This window comes from Pelagibacterium sediminicola, from assembly GCF_003390885.1.
Classification (GTDB): Bacteria; Pseudomonadota; Alphaproteobacteria; order Rhizobiales; family Devosiaceae; genus Pelagibacterium; species Pelagibacterium sediminicola.
The window spans coordinates 99,195-119,228 of sequence record NZ_QMEL01000006.1 but is presented as its reverse complement, the minus strand read 5'-3'; the positions used below and the strand labels follow the sequence as shown (position 1 = coordinate 119,228).

The following is a 20,034-nucleotide window of genomic DNA, read 5'->3' as shown; positions in this document are numbered from 1 at the left end:
ACTCGTTAAAGATCCATGAGAAGCGGAGCTATTTATACGGTCAATGGCGGGGCTAAAACGGGTTTACGGCGCAAATAAGAAACGCCGGCGCAAAGGCCGGCGTTTGCTGGACGAATGTGGCAGACTTGCCACATAGGCATGGCCCTGAATCAGAGCTTGTAGAGGATCTGGTCGACCCAGAAGCGCTCGAGGCGCGAGAGGGCAGTGTTGAGGCCCGAAAAATCGTCCTGGCCAAGACCGCCGACCTTCTCGATGGACTTGAGGTGACGCTCATAAAGATCGTCGATCACCTCGGCCACTTCCTCTCCCTTGGGGGTCAGGCGGATGCGCACGGAGCGGCGATCGGTGCGCGAACGTTCCTGGAAGATATAGCCGGTCTCGACCAGCTTCTTCAAATTGTAGGAAACGTTCGAGCCCAGATAGTAGCCACGGGTGCGCAACTCTCCTGCCGTCAGCTCGCTGTCCCCGATGTTGAACATCAGGAGCGCCTGGACCGGGTTGATGTCGTCCCAGCCCATGCGGTCGAACTCGTCCTTGATAAGATCGAGCAGGCGGCGGTGGAGCCGTTCGACCCGCGACACCGCTTCGAGATAGGCCGGCTTCAGGCTGCGATGCTGTTCGGCCGGTTCTGCCTTTGCGGCGGAGAGATTGGTAGCCATTGGTTCTGCCTCACTGTCGTATTTTTTAAGCACGGTTTTCCGTGTCTGTGAGGGCAAACTACCGTCCGCGCCATAAGATCGGTTTAAGAGACAGGCTTAACTTTATCTTACGGAGAAACTTGGGTTTTTTTGGTTTTTGCTTTCTTACACCGGTTGTGAAAACCGTAACCTTTACGGATCGTCAACAGGGGCCGCGTTGCGGGGAAAGCCGTTTGTGCCAAGGGCTCCGGCGCGGCCGGCGGGGTGGAAAAACTGTGGATAGCGGAGGGGCCGGTTTGTCCCCTGAAGGGGCTCGACGGTCAGTCGGCGGCGTGCCTGCGGGTCATAAACCAGCTCATGGCGAGCAGCGCAAAGGTTGCCAGCAAGACAGCAAGTTTGAAGATAAAGCTGTACAAAGTCATGGTAACAAGGCCGTTGCCCAGAAGGACCGCACCCAGTTCGACAACCAGCGCCGCGGCCAGAAGGACCGCTCCCCATTGCACCTGCAGCCAGAGCCCGAGCGCGGCAAAGAGCCGGGCGGCGGCCAGAATGGCGAGCAGCGCAAAGCCGGTGACGCCAAAGGCGGTGAGCGGGCTTTGCGGGCCGCTCCACACGCCTAAAAGATGCGCGGCATCGCCCAGCCCCATCACGAGGCTGAGGATGGCGAGTATCCGGGCGGCGAGCCCGGCCGGTTCGATTGCCAAGTCCATATCGCAGAATCCCCCGAGGAAGACTGTGCTAACGCGAATGGCGGTGGGGGAGCAAGTGCGGGCGATGCTTGGACTGTCGGCATCGGCGTTTACCGCTGGCATCGCACCCCCTCACCCCCAGCCCCTCTCCCACAGGGGGAGAGGGGGCTCAAGAGTCGAGACATCCACGAAACCCCCTTCTCCCCTCATGGGAGAAGGTGCCCCGAAGGGGCGGATGAGGGGGCCAGCAATACCAGCGGCAAACGCCGGCGTGCACCTTTTGCCGCTTTGCGCCTTGTACGCGCCGCTGGTAAACAGGGGCCAGCCAACAGCATGGGACCACGGCATGAGCGGGAACGGACAAAAATACGATCTGGACTTTCTGGGCGGCAGGCGGCTGCGGCGGCCGCGCATGACGGGATGGAGCCGCGATCTCGTGCGCGAGAACGTGCTGACGCCGGGGGACCTGATCTGGCCGATCTTCGTCATCGAAGGGCAGAACGAACAGCAGCCGGTAAAGACGATGCCGGGGGTCAGCCGCATGAGCATCGACCTGGCGGTCGAGGCGGCAAAGGCGGCACGGGCCGAGGGCATTCCAGCCGTGGCGCTGTTTCCCAATACGGCGGCAGACAAGCGCAGTGAGGATGGCAAGGAAGCGCTCAACCGCGATAACCTCGTGTGCCGGGCGCTCTCGGCCATCAAGGATGCGGTGCCGGAAATCGGGCTGGTGGCCGATGTGGCGCTCGATCCCTACACCACCCACGGGCATGACGGGGTGATGGCGGGCGAGGAAATCCTCAACGACGAGACGGTCGAGATCCTTACCCGGCAGGCGCTGGTGCAGGCGCAGTCCGGCGCCGACGTCATCGCACCCTCGGACATGATGGATGGGCGGATCGGGGCGATCCGCGCGGTGCTGGACGGGGAAGGACTGGAGAGGACGATCGTCCTTTCCTACGCCGCCAAATACGCTTCGGCGTTCTATGGGCCGTTCCGCGACGCGGTCGGCTCGGGCGCGCGGCTAAGGGGCTCCAAGCTCACCTACCAGATGGACCCGGCCAACGCCGAAGACGCTATCCGCGAAGTGGAGCAGGATCTTGCTGAAGGCGCGGACTGGATCATGGTCAAGCCCGGCATGCCCTATCTCGACATCTGCCGGCTGATAAAGGACCGGTTCGACGTGCCGGTCTTTGCCTATCAGGTGAGCGGGGAGTACGCCATGATCGCTATTGCTGCCGAGGCCGGTGCGATCGACCGCGAGGCGGCGATGGCCGAAAGCCTCATGGCATTCAAGCGGGCGGGGTGTTCGGGGATATTGACGTATTTCGCGCTGGAGATGGCGCGGAAGTTGAACGGGTAGGCTTGAGGACGGGGTTGCGGCAGCATCGCTGCCCCCTCACCCCCAGCCCCTCTCCCACGAGGGGAGAGGGGGGCTCAAGAGCCGAAACACCCACGGAGTACCCTTCTCCCCCTCGTGGGAGAAGGTGGGCTTTCGCGCAAGCGAAAGGTCGGATGAGGGGGCAGCGGTGTTCGCCACTTGCCTTAAGGGAATTTGCACCCCTCCCCTTGTCATCGCCCAGGCCAATCACGATCTCCGTGGAGAATTGGGGAGCACCGGCCATGGCCACTGATTTCTTTGGACGCATTGTGCGTGACGATCTGCCCAATCCGGCGGCTTCGCCGGAGTTGTTCGAGTCGATCCTGACGCGGCGGGTGCTGGCGTTTGTGATCGATTGCGTCGTCATGTCGATCCTGATCGTCGTGCTTTCGATCGTCGCGGGCGTTCTGGGAATCTTCACGCTCGGCCTGGCGTGGCTCAGTATTCCGGTGATGGTTCCCGTGGTGTTCATCGCCTATTACGCGGTGACTCTGGGCTCGCCCTCCCGGGCGACGCTTGGGATGCGGGCCATGGATATCGTCCTCACGCCCACCCGCGACGCGCCGCTCGACGGCTGGATGGCGATGCTGCATGTGGTGGCGTTCTGGGCGACCTGCTCGCTGCTGACCCCATTCATTCTGGCCGTGGGTCTCATCACCAACCGGCGGCAATTGCTCCACGATATTCTTTTGGGCGTGCTGATGGTACGACGCTCGCCGATGGAGCGGCACTGGCGCCACCATCGTGTCCAGAACGCTTGAAGCGAGCGCGTTGCACACGTCCCATGGCAAGGATACACTCGGCATGCGCCGGAGCCCGCGCAGCCCTGTGAGTGAGCCCTTATGGACCATACGCCAGAAAGTGCCCAGTTCTTCCTGACCGCGCCTTCGCCCTGCCCCTATCTCGAGGGGCGGCAGGAGCGAAAACTCTTTACCCATCTTTCGGGCCGCCGCGCGGGGGCGCTGCACCAGCTATTGTCCGATCACGGGTTCAGGCGCAGCCAGAACCTCATCTATCGCCCCGCGTGTCTCGATTGCGACGCATGCCAGTCCATCCGCGTGGTCGCGGCGCGCTTTACGCCTTCGGAGCGGTACAGGCGCATCCTGCGGCGCAATGCCGATGTGCGCGCCGAAGCGGTCCCGCCGATTGCGACCTCCGAACAGTACGGGCTTTTCCGGCGCTATCTCGATGCGCGGCACGCCGATGGCGGGATGACGCAGATGAGCTATCTCGACTATGAATTCATGGTCGAGGACACGCCCGTGCAGACCCAGCTTGTGGAATACCGGCTGTCCGAAAACGGGCCCGATGGCGATGCGGGGCAACTGGTGGCGGCGGTTCTGACCGATGTGCTGCCCGACGGGCTCTCCATGGTTTACAGCTTTTACGATCCGGCGCTGCCCAGGCGCGGGCTGGGCAATTTCATGATCCTCGATCACATCGCGCGAGTCAGCGCGGACAATGGCTATCTCTATCTGGGATATTGGGTGCACAATTCGCCCAAGATGGCCTACAAGGCCAGCTTCCAACCGCTCGAAGTACAACGCGGCGCGCGCGGGTGGATCGCGCTCGATGCTCCAGCCGGGCCGGGCGACGGCGGCGCGTGAGGCGACGGGAGACGTCATTGCTGCCGGGGATCGTTGCGGGGCTTTATTTCACCGGATGCCTGTTGCTGGGCGCCATGGCCGTTACGGCCGTGCTGGGCTTTGCCCATCCGGTTGCCGATCTTTTCAACCACGCCCAGCCGGTGCTGTTCTACGGTTTGCTGGCCGCGATGCTGTTTTGCGGCTTTTTCGTCCGGACCCGCCTTCTGCGGCCGCTGACGCTGGCGATTGCGGCGACCGGGTTCGCGGCCTCGGCGATGACCTATGTGCCAGAATTCGTCGACGGATTCGCCGTGCGCCACGCGCCGCTGCCCGTCGATCGGCCAGTCTATTCCCTAATGACGTTCAACGTCTTCGGGCGCAATTCCGAGCCCGATGTGCTGGCCGATTATATCATCGCGACCGATGCCGATATCGTGGCGCTGCAGGAATACAGCCCCGAGGTGCGGCGCGCCATTCACCCGGCACTGGCCGGGCATTACGTCCATTTCCAGTATTGCGCGGGCGGGCAGCGGGCCTTCGTGGGGCTATACAGCAAGTTCGCCTTCGAGCCGCTGAGCGAGGATGCGTGTTCGCCCAGCATTGCCAACCCGGAACGGATCGCGCGGATCGTCGTGGGGTTCGCGCCCGAGGACGGCGCGCCCTTCGCGCTGGCGACCACCCATCATGACTGGCCCGCGCCGGTGACCCGGCAGGCCGAACAGTTCGCCTCGTTGCGCGATGCGCTTTCAACCGTGGCACTGCCGCTGATGCTGGTGGGCGATTTCAACTCGACGCCATGGTCCTACGCCTTGCGCCGGTTCGTCACCGAGGCCGGGCTGACGCGGCACACCTTCAACCTGCCGACCTTTCCAAAGCTCTGGTACTATCTGCGCGGCTGGCGCTGGACCCCGGCCTTCCTGCCCATCGACCATGTGATGAGCCGGGGCGGGATATCTGTGCACGAGATCGAGCGCGGCGAGCCGAGCGGGTCGGATCATTTGCCGATTATTTTGCGGTTTTCGGTGGGGGATGTTTAGGTGCGGAGGCTGCTACTGGCATCGCTGCCCCCTCACCCCCAACCCTTCTTCAGCTCCAATCGCTCCACTGGAGCGATTGGTGGCTGCGCCACCGCCTCGAAGTCCCGCGAGGGGAGAGGGGGGCTCGTATGGTTGCGCCACGGCTCCCCTTCTCCCCTCGTGGGAGAAGGTGGCCGGAGCGAAGCGGAGGTCGGATGAGGGGGCCTGCGATGCTACCCCACGAACCGGTTGTTCCGCGGGAAGCCCGTTGGCACCTGGCGGCCGGCTTGTGCTCTTTCGCCCAGCCAGTCGCGGAGATCGTCCATGGGTTTGGTGTAGGTGCGGCCTGAGCTGTCGGTCCAGGTGAGGCCGTCGGCGGAGGAGAAAAGCCGTGCGTCAGAAATACCGCCATCCTTGTATTTTTGCAGGCGCACGCCCTTGCCGCGCGACATTTCGGGGAGCTGGTCGCGGGGGAAGACCAGGAGCTTTCGATTTTTGCCGACCACCGCGACCATGTCGCCTTCGGCGGGCACGCACAGGCTCGCCTCGCGGGGGGCGGAGACGTTGAGGACCTGCTTGCCCTTGCGGGTATTGGCGATCATCTCGTCCTCGGAAACGATGAAGCCGTTGCCGATATCGGAAGCGATGAGACGCCTGGCGCCGTGGCGGTGGACGAAGAGGGTGACGATGTCCTGCCCTTCCTCGATGTCGACCATGATGCGCACCGGCTCGCCGTGCCCGCGCCCGCCGGGGAGCTTGTCGGCCCCCAGCGTATAGACCTTGCCGCCGGTGGTGAGCAGCAGCAGCTTGTCGGTCGTCTCGCAGGTGAGCGAAAGCATGAGCCGGTCATCGGCCTTGAAGCTCTGGGCGGAGACGTCGTTGTTGTGGCCCTTGAGCGCCCGGATCCAGCCTTTTTCGGAAAGGATCACGGTGATGGGCTCGCGCTCGATCATCGCGGTTTCGATCTCGGCAAGATCGGCCTCGGGCGCCGCGGCCAATTCGGTGCGGCGAGCACCGAGCGGATGCGGGGTGCCGTCGGGGTTGGCCTTGGGATAGGCGGTCTTCAGCGCCTCGACCTGCTTGCGGACCTCGCCCCAGAGGCGCTTTTCCGAGCCGAGCAGGGTTTCGAGATGCTCCTTTTCCTTCGTGAGTTTGTCGAACTCGGTGCGGATCTCGATTTCCTCGAGCTTGCGCAAGCTGCGCAGGCGCATGTTGAGAATCGCTTCGGCCTGCACGTCGGTGAGGTTGAAGCGCGCGATCAGTTCGGCCTTGGCGTCATCCTCCTCGCGGATGATGCGGATGACTTCATCGAGGTTGAGATAGGCGATGAGATAGCCGCCGAGGACTTCGAGCCGATGCTCGATCTGGCCCAGCCTGTAGCGCGAACGGCGGACGAGGACCTCCTTGCGGTGTTCAAGCCATGCCTTGATGACCTCACCCAGACTCATGACGCGGGGGACGAGCCCCTTGTCGAGCACGTTCATGTTGAGCGAAACGCGGGCCTCAAGCTCGGTGAGCTTGAACATCGATTCCATCAGGAGGGTAGGATCGACATTGCCGGCGCGCGGTTCGAGGACGAGGCGGATGTCTTCGGCGCTCTCATCGCGCACGTCCTTCAAAAGCGGCAGGCGGCGGGCGAGGAGAAGTTCGGCGATCTTTTCGACGAGCCGGGATTTCTGCACGCCATAGGGGATTTCGGTGATGACGATCTGATAGACGCCCCTGCCCTTGTCCTCCCGGTGCCAGCGCGCCCGGACGCGGAACGAGCCCCGGCCAGTCGCATAAGCCTGTTCGGTGCCCGCCGGATCATCGACCATGATACCGCCGGTAGGGAAATCGGGGCCCGGAACGAAGCGCATGAGGTCCGCGGCTGAGGCGTCGGGCTCCATCAGAAGATGGAGGGCGGCGTCGCAGAGTTCGGAGACGTTGTGGGGCGGGATGGACGTCGCCATGCCCACCGCGATGCCGCTCGACCCGTTGGCGAGCAGGTTGGGGAAATTGGAGGGGAGGACGACGGGTTCGGAATCCTCGCCATCATAGGTCTGGCGGAAATCGACCGCGTCCTCGGCGATCCCTTCGAGAAGGCGGCCCGCAACCTCGGTCATGCGGCTTTCGGTGTAGCGCATGGCAGCCGCACCATCGCCGTCGATCGAGCCGAAATTACCCTGCCCGTCGACCAGCGGATAGCGCACGGCAAAATCCTGCGCCAGACGCACCAGCGCGTCATAGACCGACTGGTCGCCGTGCGGGTGGAACTTGCCGATGACGTCACCCACGATACGGGCGGATTTCTTGTACCCCTGCCCCGGATCGAGCTTCAAAAGCCGCATAGCGTGCAGGATGCGGCGGTGGACGGGCTTCAACCCGTCCCGCGCATCGGGCAGCGCGCGCTGGGTTATGGTGGAAATGGCGTAGGAAAGATAGCGCTCCTCGAGCGCGGCCTTCAGATCGACAATGCGATCTTGCTCACCGGGCGGGTCCATAATCTCGGCCATCGGCCATCCTTGGTCGGGTCATCGAATCAGTTGGGAGTATAGACGGTCGGGGCAGGCGACGCTTCACTGTCGGGAACCGGCCAGCTCCATCGTCATTGAATGGTGGCAAATGCCTCAGGTTCAGGAGACGAGATAATGACGAAGATGATTTTCATCAACCTGCCGGTCGCGGACCTTGCAGCATCCGAGCGGTTTTACAGGTCGCTCGGCTTCGAGAAGAACGAGCAGTTCAGCAACGACAGTGCCATCTCGATGGTCTGGTCGGAGGCCATCACCTTCATGCTGCTCAAGCACGCATATTTTTCCACTTTTGCGAAAAAGCCGCTGGCAAATGCCAGGGAAGCGGTGGGCGCACTTTTCGCCATCTCGCTCGACAGCCGGGATGCAGTCGACGCCATCACCGAAATGGCGGGGAAATCCGGCGGGAAAGCCGATGTGCAGGACAAGCAGGATCTGGACTTCATGTATTCACGTGCCTTCGAGGATCCGGACGGACACGTGTTCGAGTCCGTTTACATGGATATGTCGGCGTTGCCGGAGGGGTGAGGGGGCAGCGATGCCAGTCGGACACACTTACCCCGCCAGCACCCCAACCAGCCACTCGCGGGTAGCGGGAGGGGCTATTCCGCGTGCTGCCCACACGTGGCGGTCGAGGAAGTGGCTGGTAAGGCGGAAGGCGGCGTCGATGTCGCCCTGGCCGGGTTCGGTTTCCGAGCGCAGGAAGGCGGGGAGGCGCAGGAGGCGGTCGCGGTAAGGTTCGGCGGCTTGCGCCGAGACCGCCCGGCCCGTGCGAGGAGAGACGTAGGTAAGGTCATCGAGCGCACCGGTCGCGGCGCAAGATTGAAGATCGAGGCCGAAACCGAGCTCTTCGAGCAGGTAAAGCTCGAAACGGGCCAGTTCCGCGCCGAGTTCAGCGGGGCTGCACGGGGTATCGAGCAGCGAGACGACGCCTTCGAGCAGTACATCATGAGGGTCGCGTTCGGGTAGGAGCCGAAGGTGATCGGCGAGAAGCTGGCCGAGATAGAGCCGCTTGCGGTCACTGAGCATTTCGGCGGCGCGCAGGCGGGTGGCCTCGGCGGTAAACATGCCCAGATGGTCTTCGAGCCGCGCCCGCCAGGTGAGGAGGGCGGAGTTGCCGGGTTGAAGAAAGGCGGCCTGTTTTGGGCTGCGACCGCCGCGCACGAGCCCCATCCAGCGCCCCCTGCCCGGGATCATGGTTTCGAGGATGAGGCTGGTTTCCCCGTGTTTCCTGACGCCGATGATGAGCCCTTCGGCGGACCATTCCATCTTTGCGTTTCCGACTTGAGGGTTCGGAGCGTGGGGCTCATGGATTCCGGGAACAAGTCCCGGAATGACATTGGAGAAACGACAATTTCCGCCCCTCCCCCGCTACGAACACCGTGCTTTCTTTATTTCGTCCAGTCCAGCCCCATCTCGCGGTAGCGTTCGGGGTCGTCAGCCCAGTTGGCACGGACCTTTACAAACAAAAAGAGATGTACCGGGGTCTCGAACATCTCGATCATCTCGGCGCGGGCTTCGGCCCCGATGGCCTTGATGGCCTGCCCCTTGGCGCCTAGAACGATCTTCTTGTGGGTGTCGCGGGTGACGTAGATGACCTGATCGATGCGGTAGGAACCGTCGGGCTGGATCTTGAAGCTCTCGGTCTCGACGGTGGCGTTGTAGGGGATCTCCTCGTGGATCCGCAGGAACAGTTTTTCGCGCGTGACCTCGGCGGCGGTTAGCGCAAGGGTGAGGTCGGTCAGGTGCTCCTCGGGGAAATGCCACTCGCCCATGGGCGCGTTTGCGATGCACCAGTTGGTGAAGTCCGCCACGCCATCGCCCTTCAGCGCCGAAATCATGAAGGTAGCCTCGAAACGCCCCTTTTCGTTGAGCGCCTCGGAGAGCTTGAGGAGCGTTTCGCGCCTTACCGTGTCGACCTTGTTGATGACCAGCACCTTGGGCTGGCGGATGTTTTCGAGGCCTTCGAGCAGGGCTTCGACATCGGGGGCAAGGCCCTTTTTGGCATCGATGATCAACGCGACCATATCGGCATCCCCTGCCCCGGTCCAGGCGGACTGGACCATGGCGCGGTCGAGGCGGCGCTTGGGGGCGAAGATGCCGGGGGTGTCGATGAAGACCAGTTGGGTCTCCTCGATCGTCACGACGCCGCGCACCTGCGCGCGGGTGGTCTGGGCCTTGTGGGTGACGATGGACACCTTGGTGCCGACCAGCGCGTTGAGGAGCGTCGACTTGCCGGCGTTGGGCGCGCCGACCAGGGCAACGAATCCGCATTTGGTTGGGGCAGTCATTGGGGATGGCTCCAGACATCCTCGCGGACGAGGAATTTTTCGGCGGCCTGATGTTCGGCCAGTTTTTTCGAGTTGCCGGTCGCAGTGATAGGCTCGTAGCCGCGCACCGAAACCGAGATGGTGAAAACCGGGGCGTGATCCGGGCCGCTGCGGGCGGTTTCGATGTAGCTGGGCGGTTCGAGCCCCTGCGCCTGCGCCCATTCCTGAAGGGCTGTCTTGGCGTCGGCGCGGCGGGCTTGCGTCACATCGAGATTGTCCCCGAACATGCGCGTAACGAAGGTGAAGGCCGGGTCGAGCCCACCATCGGCATAGATCGCGCCGATCACCGCTTCGCAGACGTCGCCAAGGATGGCGTCCTTCTCGGCGCCGCCGGTGCGCGCTTCGCTCTCTCCCAGATGCAGGAACGGCCCAAGCCCGAGCCGGCGCGCGACGCGGGCACAGGTCTCCTTGCGCACGAGGCTGTTGAGGGTACGTGAAAGTTCGCCCTCATTGGATTTGGGCATGCGCTCGGAGAGCATGTGGGCGATGACGAGACCCAGCACGCGGTCACCCAGAAATTCGAGACGCTGATAGGATTCCGAGGTCCGGCGCGAGGGCGCCACCGCGCTCGAATGGGTGAGCGCGCGCGCCAGAAGGACCGGGTCCTGAAATTGGTAACCCAGTCTTTGTTCAAGCTGTTCCCGGTCGCGCGCGCGGAGACTCATTGGTAGATCGAGGTGAACATGCGGTCGAGGCGGACATTGCCCGGCCAGCGCCAGATCTGCCAGGGCGGAATGTTGTCCTCGATCGAGAAGAACCGCCACTCGGCCTTGCCGATCAGGTTCTCGAACGGCACGAAGCCGACGCTCGAAAGCGAGCGGCTGTCGAGCGAGCGGTCGCGATTATCCCCCATCATGAAGAAATGGCCGGGGGGCACGACATATTCCTGCGTGTTGTCGAACTGCGCGTTATCGGAAATTTCCTGGATGATGTGGCTCGTGCCGTTGGGCAGCGTCTCGCGGTAGATATTGACCGGCAGGGTCGTCGAATTGCTGTCGCGGTCCTGCGTCTGCCCCACCAGTTCGCGCTCCACCGGTTCGCCATTGATGTGCAGGATGCCGCCTGTGACCTGGATGCGGTCGCCCGGCAGGCCGATGACGCGCTTGACGTAATTTTCGCGCTGCGGGACCGGGCGGAAGACGACCACGTCGCCGCGCTCGGGCTCGCTGCCGAAAATCCGGCCATGCCATGGCACTTCTGTAAAGGGCAGAGAATAGCGCGAATAACCGTAGGAATATTTGGACGCAAGGATGTAGTCGCCGATCATGAGATTGGACTGCATCGAGGCGGTGGGGATCGAGAAGGGCTCGAACGCGAAGGTGCGGAAGACGAGCGCGATGAGCAGCGCCTGGACGATCACGACAACCGTCTCGCGCAATTCGCCCTTGCCGGACTTTTTCTTTTTGGATTCGGTCTCCGACATCGGGCTGCTCATGATGTTGAACGTCTTCCTAGTCTGTTACGGGAGAGGTCAGGTCCGGTCAACCGGAAGCGCCTCGATGATGACGAAGGCCTGCGCGAGCCCCAGATCGTCGGTGATCGTCACGTGAATATGGGCCTCGTGGCCTTCGGGGACAAGCTGGGCCAGCCGTTTGGCCGCGCCGCCGGTCAGCTTCATGGTCGGCTTGCCGCTGGGCAGGTTCACCACCCCCATGTCGCGCCAGAATACGCCATTTGAAAGGCCGGTCCCCAGCGCCTTGGCGCAGGCCTCCTTGGCGGCAAAGCGCTTGGCGTAGGAGGCGGCGCGGAGGCGGCGGCGGTCGGACTTGGCACGCTCAATCTCGGTAAAGCAGCGATGCGTGAAGCGCTCGCCGAAACGGGCAAGCGTGCGCTCGACATGGGCGATCTCGCAGATGTCGTTTCCCATCCCGACGATCATGAGGACCATCCATTGGAGCTAGACGCATCATGAGACGGCCAGACACCGTCTGTGGCTAGGCGCGTCGCAGCAGGCGATGTTTTCCATCGCCAATGCGACGGAACAACGTCCACAGACGGTGTCTGGCCGCCCTTCGGGTCGATTTTCGCCTCGCATATGGTGCGTTGCCGCGCTTGCGCGATGGTGTACATCGCGCGGCGCGCGGCGCCTGCCATATCCGGACGAAAACTCGATCTCATGATGCGTCTAGCTCCAATGGATGGTCCTACAATCCCCGACTTCCGGGCTTGACGGGCGGGATGGCTTCAAGCTCGGGCGGAAGCGCATCCGGGGCGTAGGCGGGCACCTTGAATTCGGTGAGCGCAACGAGCGGCACGCCAATATCGGCCTCGCCCGCCGAGCGGTCCACGATACAGGCCGCCGCGACCACATCGGCGCCAAGCGCCTTGACGCAATCGATACATTCGCGGATCGACAGGCCGGTCGAGACGATGTCCTCGACGATGATGACCTTTTCGCCAGGCTCGACCGAGAAGCTGCGGCGCAGCTCGAAGACGCCGTTGACGCGCTCGGTGAAGATGGCCGGCACGCCCAGATGACGGGCGGTCTCATAGCCCGGGATGATGCCGCCCAGCGCGGGCGAGACGACCTGTGACACGTCGCCAAAGCCTTCGGCGCGGATTTTTTCGGCAAGTGCCTTGCAGAGTTTTTCGGCCTTGGCCGGAAACATGAAGACGCGGTTCTTTTGCAAAAACACCGGCGAGCGCAGGCCCGAGGACAGGATGAAATGGCCTTCGAGCAAAGCATCGCAGGAACGGAAAACATCGAGCACTTCGTCGCGGGTCACTGCGGTTTCTCCTCATCGGCCGAAAAGACGCCTTCCATCCCGGCGATGGCGCTGGCCTGAAGCACGCTCGCCCGCTGGACCCTGGAAAGCCCCGGAGTGCGTTTGAGCGTTGCGAGCACATCTGTCAACTGCGCGAGATCGCGAAGCTCGAGCTCGAAGATCATTTCGTGGGAATCCTGGCCGAGCGCGCGCATGACGAGGTTGGAGATATTGGCATCGCATGCGGCGATCGCAGAGGTGATCTGGGCCAGCGCGCCGGGCCGGTTGGCCGAGTGCATGGCGATGATCACGCGGAACAGCCGGTCGGGCTGGCCTTCGAGGTCCCAGCGCACGTCGATCCAGCCCACATCCTTGTCGTGATATTCGGCCAGCGCATCGGATTCGGCGGGGTAAACGGTCATCGTCCCGTCCTGAAACAGGATGGCGATGAGGCGGTCGCCGGGCACGACGCCCTCACGGGAAAGCTCGACCGGCATATTGAAATCGAACCCGACGAGAGCGGCAAAGCGCTTGACAGAACTGCGCTGGCCGCCCGGCATGCGGAACTTGAAGTATTCGGCCTGCCGGAGCGAGAACCAGCCCTCGGAATTGTCGCCAACCGGCAGGGACAGGCTGGAGCGGCGGCGGCGCTTGCCCTTCATGGCGGCGGCTTCGCGCGCAACGTCATCGGCGCTGATGCGGCCTTCACCAATCTCGATGAAAAGGTTCTGGCGGTCCGCAGCGTTGAGGCGCTCGGCGAGGGTCGCTGTATCCTCATCGGTAAAGGTGAGAGATTCGCGTTCGAGGACGGCGATCAGAACCTGCTCGCCCAGCGAGAGCGCACGCTGTTGGGCACCAAGGCGCACAGCGCGGCGAATGGCGGAGCGCGCCTTGCCGGTGACAGCGATGTTCTCCCAGTTGGGCGGAGGAGTGTGGGCGGGATCGCGCAGGATCTCCACCTCATCGCCGGAATGGAGCTGGGTGATGAGCGGCATGACCGAGCCGTTGATCTTGCAGCCCACGCAACTGTCGCCGACATCGGTGTGGACGGCATAGGCGAAATCGATGGGCGTCGCACCACGCGGCAGGGCGATCAGCCGCCCGCGCGGGGTGAAGCAGAACACCTGATCCTGAAACAGTTCGAGCTTGGTGTGCTCGACGAATTCTTCCGGGTTCTCGCCTTCGGTCAGATGCGCGATGGTGGTGCGCAGCCAGTTATAGGCCTGGCTCTCCTCCTCGAGCCTGTGCATGTCGCCCGAGATGGCTTCCTTATAGAGCTGGTGCGCGGCGATGCCGAATTCGGCGATGGCATGCATCTCATGAGTGCGGATCTGCAATTCCACACGCTGGCGGCCCGGCCCGACGATGGTGGTGTGGATCGAGCGATAATCGTTGTGCTTGGGGACCGAGATATAATCCTTGAACCGGCCCGGCACGACCTTCCATTGCGTGTGGATCACCCCCAGCGTGCGGTAGCATTCGTCGATCGTATCGACGACGATGCGGAAGCCGATCATGTCGGAAAGCTGTTCCAGCGCAATCGCCTTGCGCTCGATCTTGGTGTAGATCGACCAGGCCGATTTCAGGCGCGAGGACACTTTTGCCCTGATCCCCTGCCCCGTCAGGTGGCTTTCGAGTTCGGAGCGGATTTCGGCGATGATCTCGCGGCTGGACAGCTCCATGGCCGCGAGCCGCTGGGTGATGGCGTTGTAATGTTCAGGGTGCAGCGTCTTGAAGGCAAGGTCCTCAAGCTCGTTGCGCATGTCCTGCATGCCCATGCGCCCGGCGAGCGGGGCATAGATATCCATGGTTTCCTGCGCGATGCGGCCCCGCTTGTGGGCGGGCATGTATTCGAGCGTGCGCATATTGTGCAGGCGATCAGCGAGCTTGACGAGCAGCACCCGCACATCCTGAGAGATGGCGAGCAGGAGCTTCCTTAGGTTCTCGGCCTGCGCCTCCTCGCGGGAAACGAGGTTCAGGCGGTCGATCTTGGTGAGGCCATCGACAATCTGGCCGATCTCGGCGCCAAACAGCTCATCGATCTCGGCGCGGGTCGCGTCGGTATCCTCGATGGTGTCGTGCAGGAGCGCCACGGCGATCGTGGCGTCGTCGAGCTTGAGGTCGGTGAGGATCGCGGCGACTTCGAGCGGATGGGCAAAATAAGGGTCGCCGGAAGCGCGGGTCTGGGAGCCGTGCTTCTGCATGCCATAAACATAGGCCCTGTTGAGCAGGTTTTCATCGGCGTTCGGATTGTAGGCCAGAACACGCTCAACAAGTTCGTACTGACGCATCATGCGTCGGAACACTCCAAGATCAGGGCCAGAGGCTGAAAATCAATAAGGCGCCCGGCTGACCGCCAGACGCCTTAAAAGATAATATAGGAAAAGGGAGTTAACGATCAATCGTCGCGGCGTTCAGGCGGCGAAAGCGACTCGATGCCGCGTAGCAGTTCCTCTTCGCTGATCGTATCGAAAACCGGACCATCCTCGTCCGAGGCGGTCTCGATCATCGGGGCCGCTTCATTCTCGGGCTCGTCGACCTCGACGTATTTCTGGAGCGAATGGATGAGGTCTTCCTTGAGGTCTTCAGGCGAAATGGTCGCATCGCCGATCTCGCGCAGGGCAACGACGGGATTCTTGTCGTTGTCGCGGTCGACGGTGATCGCGGCGCCGGATGAAATCATCCGGGCGCGATGGGCGGCCATGAGAACCAGCTCGAAGCGGTTCGGAATCTTTTCAATGCAGTCTTCTACGGTGACACGCGCCACGGACGGTCTCCATTGAGCTAGGGGGAGTGAGCGGACCGTCTACACGAATAACCGGGCGATGACAAGCAGGGCGCTTGGTCCGGGGGCTTTAAACTCATGAATAACTTGAAACGGGTGGCCGGTGCAATTGGATTGGGCCAGCTAACGTGTTAGCTTGGGCTTCAGCGCAACATTCGCTCGTCCTGCTGCGTTCTACAATCATCAAAGTCCGGGGTCTCCGCACTCATGTTCGATCCGAGGGAGAAGGTCGTCCTCTTCATTGATGGCGCCAACCTTTATGCAACATCACGCGCACTTGGCATCGATATAGATTACAGGCTGTTGCTCTCGTCCTTTCAGGAAAAGGCCTATCTCCTGCGCGCCTATTACTACACGGCGCTGATAGAGGATCAGGAGTATTCCTCGCTTCGCCCGCTCGTCGACTGGCTCGATTACAACGGCTACACGGTCGTCACCAAGCCGGCCAAAGAGTTCACCGACGCGCAGGGGCGTCGCAAGGTGAAGGGCAATATGGACATCGAACTGACCATCGACGCGCTGGAAATGGCGCCCCATTATGATCATTTCGTGCTGTTTTCGGGCGATGGGGACTTTACCGCGCTTGTCGCGGCATTGCAGCGGCGGGGCAAGAAGGTGACCGTCGCCTCCACCCTCACCACAGCGACGCCGATGATCTCGGACGATTTGCGGCGGCAGGCCGATCATTTCCTCGAAATTTCAACGCTTGCCAAAAAGGTGGGCCGCGCCCAGAGTGAACGTTCCGGCTCGGAAAACAGCGAACCCGCCTGACCGCCTTGACCCCTACCAATCCTTCGCATGACTGTCCGCTGTGCCCTCGCCTCGTGGCTTTTCGCGAGGAGGCACGGGCAAAGTTTCCCGATTGGCACAACGGACCCGTGCCCAATTGGGGCGATGAGGCGCCGCGCCTTCTGATCGTGGGGCTCGCGCCCGGCCTCAAGGGAGCCAACCGGACGGGGCGTCCGTTTACCGGGGATTACGCGGGCGACCTGCTTTATGCGACCTTGAAGAAATTCGGGCTGGCCGAAGGAGAATATGAGGCCGACCCGCATGACAGCCTCGTCCTGCGCGACACGCTGATCGTCAATTCGGTGCGCTGCGTGCCCCCGCAGAACAAGCCCACGGGGGCCGAAATCGCCACCTGCCGGCAGTTCCTCGTCGCAACCATCAAGGCCAACCCGCAGGCCAAGGCGATGCTGGCGCTGGGGCGGATCGGTCATGACTCCCTGTTATCGGCGCTGGGCGAAAGGCGGGCGGCGTTCAAATTCGGGCACGGCGCCACGCATCGGCTGAGCGACGGGCGGATGCTTTTCGACAGCTTCCACTGCTCGCGCTACAACACCAATACGGGGCGGCTGACGACGGAAATGTTCGAGGACGTGATCGGGCGGGCGGCGGCTTATATCCGCGAATGACCGGCGGCTCTTCTCGCTATCCCGGCGAAAGCCGCAATCCATTGTTTCTGCCCCCGTGTATGCGGAAGCATGGACCCCGGCTTTCGCCGGGGAAGCGAAGAAGGGAATGTACTACCCCTGCTTCAAGAGCCTTTGCTTGTCGCGCGCCCAGTCGCGGTCCTTCTGGACGTTGCGCTTGTCGAAATTCTTGCGGCCCTTGGCCAGCCCGATCAGGAGCTTGGCGATGCCGCGCTCGTTGAAATAAAGCTTTAGCGGCACGATGGTGTTCCCGGCCCGCTCGACGCCGCGGGCGAACCTGGCCAGTTCCTTTCTGGAGACCAGCAGCTTGCGGCGGCGTTTTTCATCGTGGTTGAAACGGTTGCCCTGGAGGTATTCGGGGATGGTCGAGTTGATGAGCCAGAGTTCGCCATCCTCGGTCGAGACATAGGATTCGGCGATCTGCGCCTGACCGCTGCGGAGCGATTTGACTTCGGTGCCGGTGAGAACGATCCCTGCCTCGAGCGTATCGAGGACCTCATAGTCGAAGCGGGCCCGCCGGTTTTCGGCGACGGACCCGTGGGAGATCATTCCGCTCTGCTTCTTGGCCGCCATCGAACTCTCTTGATTTGTCGCGTTTCCGAACCGAATAAGTGGTGCCCACTTATTCTGGAAACGCTCTCCCTAGCCGTTCGTCAGCCCGGCGCGAATCAGCGCATCGTCGATCACCTTGCGCGCCGCTTCGGACGCCGGGACCATGGGCAGGCGCAAGTCCTCGCCGCACAGGCCAAGCTTGCTGGCGGCGTATTTGACCCCGGCGGGGCTAGGCTCGAGGAACAGGGCCTTGTGCAGCGGAGCCAGCCGGTCCTGAATGGTGAGCGCGGTGGCGAAATCGCCGGCCGTGCAGGCGCTCTGGAAGGCGGCGCAGAGCCTTGGCGCGACGTTGGCCGTCACCGAAATGCACCCCCTGCCCCCATGGGCATTGAAGCCCAGCGCGGTCACGTCCTCGCCCGAAAGCATGACGAAATCCTCGCCCAGCATGAGGCGCTGGAGCGAAGCCCGGCCCATGTCGGAGGTGGCATCCTTGACCCCGACGATGTTGGGGCACTCATCGCGCAGGCGCTTGATGGTTTCAACGGTCAGATCGACCGTGGTGCGGGCCGGAACCGAATAAAGGATGACCGGCAGGCTGGTGGCGCGGGCCACGGCGCGGAAGTGCTGGAACAGTCCTTCCTGACTGGGCTTATTGTAATAGGGCACGATGGAGAGAACCGCATTGGCCCCCGCCTTTTCGGCGAATTCGGCGAGGTGGACCGCCTCGCGCGTCGAATTGGAGCCCGCGCCCGCGATGACGGGGACCCGGCCGGCGGACGCCTCGACGGCCAATTCGATGACACGGCGATGCTCCTCATGGCTGACGGTGGGCGACTCGCCCGTGGTGCCGACCGGGACCAGCCCGTTAGAGCCTTCGTCGATCTGCCATTTGACGAAACGCACGAACGCATCTTCATCAATGGCACCATTGTGGAACGGCGTTATCAACGCCGGGATCGACCCGCTAAACATTATTGTTCCTCAGTTGTCGCCAGCCGGCGCGCCCGGTGGCTGTTTCACTGCCTTTTGCAGCACGGCGCGGGCCGATTGCAAGCCCGGAGCCGAATGGAGCCGCACATTAGTGTCAGTTCTGCGGCACGACAAGCACAAGAAACGCGGGAAACGTATGGTCCAGCGGCATTTGCGCCGCTGTTGCGGGCTTGCACGGACATGATATCAAGGCGGATGCTTTCCTTTCTGCGCAAGCGCGACAAGATCGAGGATCACCCCCCCTTCGCGGCCATGCCGGTGCGGATGGTGACGGCCGGGCCGGCGCATCTGCAACTTGCCGTCCATGTGGCCGGGCGGCTTGGCGCGGGGGGCCGCGCTCCCATCGTCTGCCTGGGCGGCTATACGCGCAACATGCTCGATTTTGCCGATTTCATCCGCGGCTTCCGGCTGACGGAAGATGGCGAGCGGGCTATCGTTGCCATCGACCTGCCGGGGCGCGGCCGGTCCGCATACCTGCCCCCCAAAGCGCAGTATTCGACGCTCGATGACGCCGATGCGGTGATCGAGGTTCTGACCGCATTGGGGATCAGGGGCGCGATCGTGCTTGGGCAGGGGCATGGCGGGCAGATTGCGATGCTGGTTGCGCGCAAACGGCCTCCGCTGCTGGCCGGCGTGATGCTGGTGGACGCGGGGCCGGTGACCGACCCGCGCGGCATCGTACGGGTGCGCACCAATTTCCGGCATATCGCGGCCCTGAAATCGGAACGTGCGGCGCGCGATGCGGCGGGCAAGATCGCGGCGGCGGACTACCCCGGAGAGAGCGAAGCGCGGCTGGCCGAACTTGTGGCGCGGCAATACCGCAGCGACGGGCGGGGGCGGCTGGACCCACTGTTCGACCCCGCGCTCATCGCCCAGCTCGATGCGTTCGAGTTCGACGATGTGCTCGAACCGCAATGGCAATTGTTCGACGCGCTGGCGCCCTTCCCGCTGATGCTGGTCAGAACCCAGCTCAGCGACCAGTTGCGGCGCGAAACTTTTGATGAAATGGCGCGGCGGCGGCCCGACGCGGGGCGGCTGGCGATCTCGGGCGCGGGCAGCCCTGCCCTGCTCGACGGGCCGGAGGAGTTGCGGGCGATCGGGGCGTTTTGTGCAGGGATCGATGCGCCGGAAGATTCCGAGGAGGTGGCGTGAGGGCTGGATCGTTTCAGGTTTTGATGGAAACGATCAGCTTGCCTCCGCCGCTATCCCGGGCTCCACAGCGTACCATCCAACACGGTGGACTTTGCAGCATGGGCCCCGGCTTTCGCCGGGGCAGCAAAGGAGCTTGAGGCTGATCCGGCAAAATCTGAAATGATCTGGCTGGCCCTTGCGTTTCTGGCCGGCATCGCTGGCCCCCTCACCCACGAGGGGAGAGGGGGGCTCAAGAGCCGACACATCCACGGTGTCCCCTTCTCCCCT

Annotated in this window: 21 protein-coding genes; 8 read left to right on the top strand and 13 right to left on the bottom strand. The window is 62.9% G+C overall.

The window, feature by feature from the left end; all coding sequences use genetic code 11:
- Positions 1-149: 149 nt before the first annotated feature.
- Together ldtR and DQG18_RS11230 are read right to left on the bottom strand one after the other, a co-directional pair.
- On the bottom strand, positions 150-659 hold the full coding sequence (ldtR, locus tag DQG18_RS11235; RefSeq protein ID WP_116654358.1) for a transcriptional regulator LdtR: 510 nt from the start codon (positions 657-659) through the stop codon (positions 150-152).
- Between the two features lie 299 nt (positions 660-958).
- Complete coding sequence (locus DQG18_RS11230; protein WP_116654357.1) at positions 959-1,348, bottom strand: DUF6163 family protein; 390 nt, start codon at positions 1,346-1,348, stop codon at positions 959-961.
- Between the two features lie 325 nt (positions 1,349-1,673).
- Between DQG18_RS11230 and hemB the strand changes: the two genes are divergently transcribed.
- The 4 genes from hemB to DQG18_RS11210 all read left to right on the top strand — a co-directional run bounded on the left by hemB (position 1,674) and on the right by DQG18_RS11210 (position 5,328).
- Complete coding sequence (gene hemB / locus DQG18_RS11225) at positions 1,674-2,687, top strand: porphobilinogen synthase (RefSeq protein WP_116654356.1); 1,014 nt, start codon at positions 1,674-1,676, stop codon at positions 2,685-2,687.
- A 260-nt stretch (positions 2,688-2,947) separates the two neighbouring features.
- Entirely contained in the window at positions 2,948-3,466 is a 519-nt protein-coding gene (locus DQG18_RS11220) for an RDD family protein (protein ID WP_157970113.1), read from the top strand.
- 81 nt (positions 3,467-3,547) lie between these two features.
- On the top strand, positions 3,548-4,312 hold the full coding sequence (locus DQG18_RS11215; protein WP_116654354.1) for an arginyltransferase: 765 nt from the start codon (positions 3,548-3,550) through the stop codon (positions 4,310-4,312).
- Positions 4,313-4,329: 17 nt separating this feature from the next.
- Complete coding sequence (locus DQG18_RS11210; RefSeq protein WP_116654353.1) at positions 4,330-5,328, top strand: endonuclease/exonuclease/phosphatase family protein; 999 nt, start codon at positions 4,330-4,332, stop codon at positions 5,326-5,328.
- A gap of 212 nt (positions 5,329-5,540) precedes the next feature.
- On the opposite strand, the gene parC is transcribed toward DQG18_RS11210, so the two are convergent.
- Positions 5,541-7,802, bottom strand: a complete 2,262-nt coding sequence (gene parC, locus DQG18_RS11205; protein ID WP_116654352.1) for a DNA topoisomerase IV subunit A — start codon at positions 7,800-7,802, stop codon at positions 5,541-5,543.
- Between the two features lie 135 nt (positions 7,803-7,937).
- Between parC and DQG18_RS11200 the strand changes: the two genes are divergently transcribed.
- A complete protein-coding gene (locus tag DQG18_RS11200; RefSeq protein WP_116654351.1) occupies positions 7,938-8,348 on the top strand; it encodes a VOC family protein in 411 nt (136 codons plus the stop codon).
- A gap of 27 nt (positions 8,349-8,375) precedes the next feature.
- Here DQG18_RS11200 and recO read toward each other — a convergent pair whose 3' ends face one another.
- From recO to rpoZ, 8 genes are all read right to left on the bottom strand, one after another.
- Positions 8,376-9,089, bottom strand: coding sequence for a DNA repair protein RecO (gene recO, locus DQG18_RS11195; RefSeq protein WP_116654350.1), 714 nt, complete (start codon positions 9,087-9,089; stop codon positions 8,376-8,378).
- Between the two features lie 122 nt (positions 9,090-9,211).
- On the bottom strand, positions 9,212-10,111 hold the full coding sequence (era, locus tag DQG18_RS11190) for a GTPase Era (RefSeq protein ID WP_116654349.1): 900 nt from the start codon (positions 10,109-10,111) through the stop codon (positions 9,212-9,214).
- Positions 10,108-10,815, bottom strand: coding sequence for a ribonuclease III (rnc, locus tag DQG18_RS11185; protein ID WP_116654348.1), 708 nt, complete (start codon positions 10,813-10,815; stop codon positions 10,108-10,110). The genes era and rnc overlap by 4 nt, the downstream gene beginning before the upstream one ends.
- A complete protein-coding gene (gene lepB, locus DQG18_RS11180; RefSeq protein WP_245958445.1) occupies positions 10,812-11,585 on the bottom strand; it encodes a signal peptidase I in 774 nt (257 codons plus the stop codon). The genes rnc and lepB overlap by 4 nt, the downstream gene beginning before the upstream one ends.
- Before the next feature lie 36 nt (positions 11,586-11,621).
- Complete coding sequence (gene acpS / locus DQG18_RS11175; protein WP_116654459.1) at positions 11,622-12,029, bottom strand: holo-ACP synthase; 408 nt, start codon at positions 12,027-12,029, stop codon at positions 11,622-11,624.
- A gap of 265 nt (positions 12,030-12,294) precedes the next feature.
- Positions 12,295-12,876, bottom strand: coding sequence for an orotate phosphoribosyltransferase (gene pyrE, locus DQG18_RS11170; protein ID WP_116654346.1), 582 nt, complete (start codon positions 12,874-12,876; stop codon positions 12,295-12,297).
- Positions 12,873-15,149: a RelA/SpoT family protein gene (locus DQG18_RS11165; protein WP_116654345.1), complete on the bottom strand. Its 2,277-nt coding sequence runs from the start codon at positions 15,147-15,149 to the stop codon at positions 12,873-12,875. Before DQG18_RS11165 ends, pyrE begins: the two co-directional genes overlap by 4 nt.
- A gap of 104 nt (positions 15,150-15,253) precedes the next feature.
- Entirely contained in the window at positions 15,254-15,622 is a 369-nt protein-coding gene (gene rpoZ, locus DQG18_RS11160) for a DNA-directed RNA polymerase subunit omega (protein WP_116654344.1), read from the bottom strand.
- A gap of 225 nt (positions 15,623-15,847) precedes the next feature.
- Here rpoZ and DQG18_RS11155 point away from each other — a divergent pair, with 225 nt between their 5' ends.
- Both DQG18_RS11155 and DQG18_RS11150 read left to right on the top strand, forming a co-directional pair.
- Positions 15,848-16,411 (top strand): LabA-like NYN domain-containing protein, encoded by a 564-nt coding sequence (locus tag DQG18_RS11155; protein WP_116654343.1) that lies wholly within the window; start codon positions 15,848-15,850, stop codon positions 16,409-16,411.
- Positions 16,408-17,055 (top strand): uracil-DNA glycosylase, encoded by a 648-nt coding sequence (locus DQG18_RS11150; RefSeq protein WP_116654342.1) that lies wholly within the window; start codon positions 16,408-16,410, stop codon positions 17,053-17,055. The genes DQG18_RS11155 and DQG18_RS11150 overlap by 4 nt, the downstream gene beginning before the upstream one ends.
- A 111-nt stretch (positions 17,056-17,166) precedes the next feature.
- Here the strand turns inward: DQG18_RS11150 and smpB are convergent, their stop codons facing one another.
- The gene (gene smpB, locus DQG18_RS11145; RefSeq protein ID WP_198669746.1) at positions 17,167-17,646 is read right to left on the bottom strand and encodes an SsrA-binding protein SmpB; all 480 of its coding nucleotides are present in this window, start codon (positions 17,644-17,646) and stop codon (positions 17,167-17,169) included.
- A gap of 69 nt (positions 17,647-17,715) precedes the next feature.
- On the bottom strand, positions 17,716-18,597 hold the full coding sequence (gene dapA, locus DQG18_RS11140) for a 4-hydroxy-tetrahydrodipicolinate synthase (protein ID WP_116654341.1): 882 nt from the start codon (positions 18,595-18,597) through the stop codon (positions 17,716-17,718).
- Between the two features lie 213 nt (positions 18,598-18,810).
- Here dapA and DQG18_RS11135 point away from each other — a divergent pair, with 213 nt between their 5' ends.
- Complete coding sequence (locus DQG18_RS11135) at positions 18,811-19,767, top strand: alpha/beta fold hydrolase (protein ID WP_157970112.1); 957 nt, start codon at positions 18,811-18,813, stop codon at positions 19,765-19,767.
- The last annotated feature ends 267 nt before the right edge of the window (positions 19,768-20,034 follow it).

Excerpts from the sequence above, each read along its gene's own strand:
- lepB (WP_245958445.1), bottom strand. The coding sequence starts at position 11,585 with ATGAGCAGCCCGATGTCGGAGACCGAATCCAAAAAGAAAAAGTCCGGC.
- rnc (WP_116654348.1), bottom strand. The coding sequence starts at position 10,815 with ATGAGTCTCCGCGCGCGCGACCGGGAACAGCTTGAACAAAGACTGGGT.
- DQG18_RS11215 (WP_116654354.1), top strand. The coding sequence starts at position 3,548 with ATGGACCATACGCCAGAAAGTGCCCAGTTCTTCCTGACCGCGCCTTCG.
- hemB (WP_116654356.1), top strand. The coding sequence starts at position 1,674 with ATGAGCGGGAACGGACAAAAATACGATCTGGACTTTCTGGGCGGCAGG.
- DQG18_RS11165 (WP_116654345.1), bottom strand. The coding sequence starts at position 15,149 with ATGATGCGTCAGTACGAACTTGTTGAGCGTGTTCTGGCCTACAATCCG.
- ldtR (WP_116654358.1), bottom strand. The coding sequence starts at position 659 with ATGGCTACCAATCTCTCCGCCGCAAAGGCAGAACCGGCCGAACAGCAT.
- DQG18_RS11135 (WP_157970112.1), top strand. The coding sequence starts at position 18,811 with ATGCTTTCCTTTCTGCGCAAGCGCGACAAGATCGAGGATCACCCCCCC.
- parC (WP_116654352.1), bottom strand. The coding sequence starts at position 7,802 with ATGGCCGAGATTATGGACCCGCCCGGTGAGCAAGATCGCATTGTCGAT.
- recO (WP_116654350.1), bottom strand. The coding sequence starts at position 9,089 with ATGGAATGGTCCGCCGAAGGGCTCATCATCGGCGTCAGGAAACACGGG.
- DQG18_RS11200 (WP_116654351.1), top strand. The coding sequence starts at position 7,938 with ATGACGAAGATGATTTTCATCAACCTGCCGGTCGCGGACCTTGCAGCA.
- DQG18_RS11220 (WP_157970113.1), top strand. The coding sequence starts at position 2,948 with ATGGCCACTGATTTCTTTGGACGCATTGTGCGTGACGATCTGCCCAAT.
- DQG18_RS11155 (WP_116654343.1), top strand. The coding sequence starts at position 15,848 with ATGTTCGATCCGAGGGAGAAGGTCGTCCTCTTCATTGATGGCGCCAAC.
- dapA (WP_116654341.1), bottom strand. The coding sequence starts at position 18,597 with ATGTTTAGCGGGTCGATCCCGGCGTTGATAACGCCGTTCCACAATGGT.
- smpB (WP_198669746.1), bottom strand. The coding sequence starts at position 17,646 with ATGGCGGCCAAGAAGCAGAGCGGAATGATCTCCCACGGGTCCGTCGCC.
- acpS (WP_116654459.1), bottom strand. The coding sequence starts at position 12,029 with ATGATCGTCGGGATGGGAAACGACATCTGCGAGATCGCCCATGTCGAG.
- era (WP_116654349.1), bottom strand. The coding sequence starts at position 10,111 with ATGACTGCCCCAACCAAATGCGGATTCGTTGCCCTGGTCGGCGCGCCC.
- DQG18_RS11230 (WP_116654357.1), bottom strand. The coding sequence starts at position 1,348 with ATGGACTTGGCAATCGAACCGGCCGGGCTCGCCGCCCGGATACTCGCC.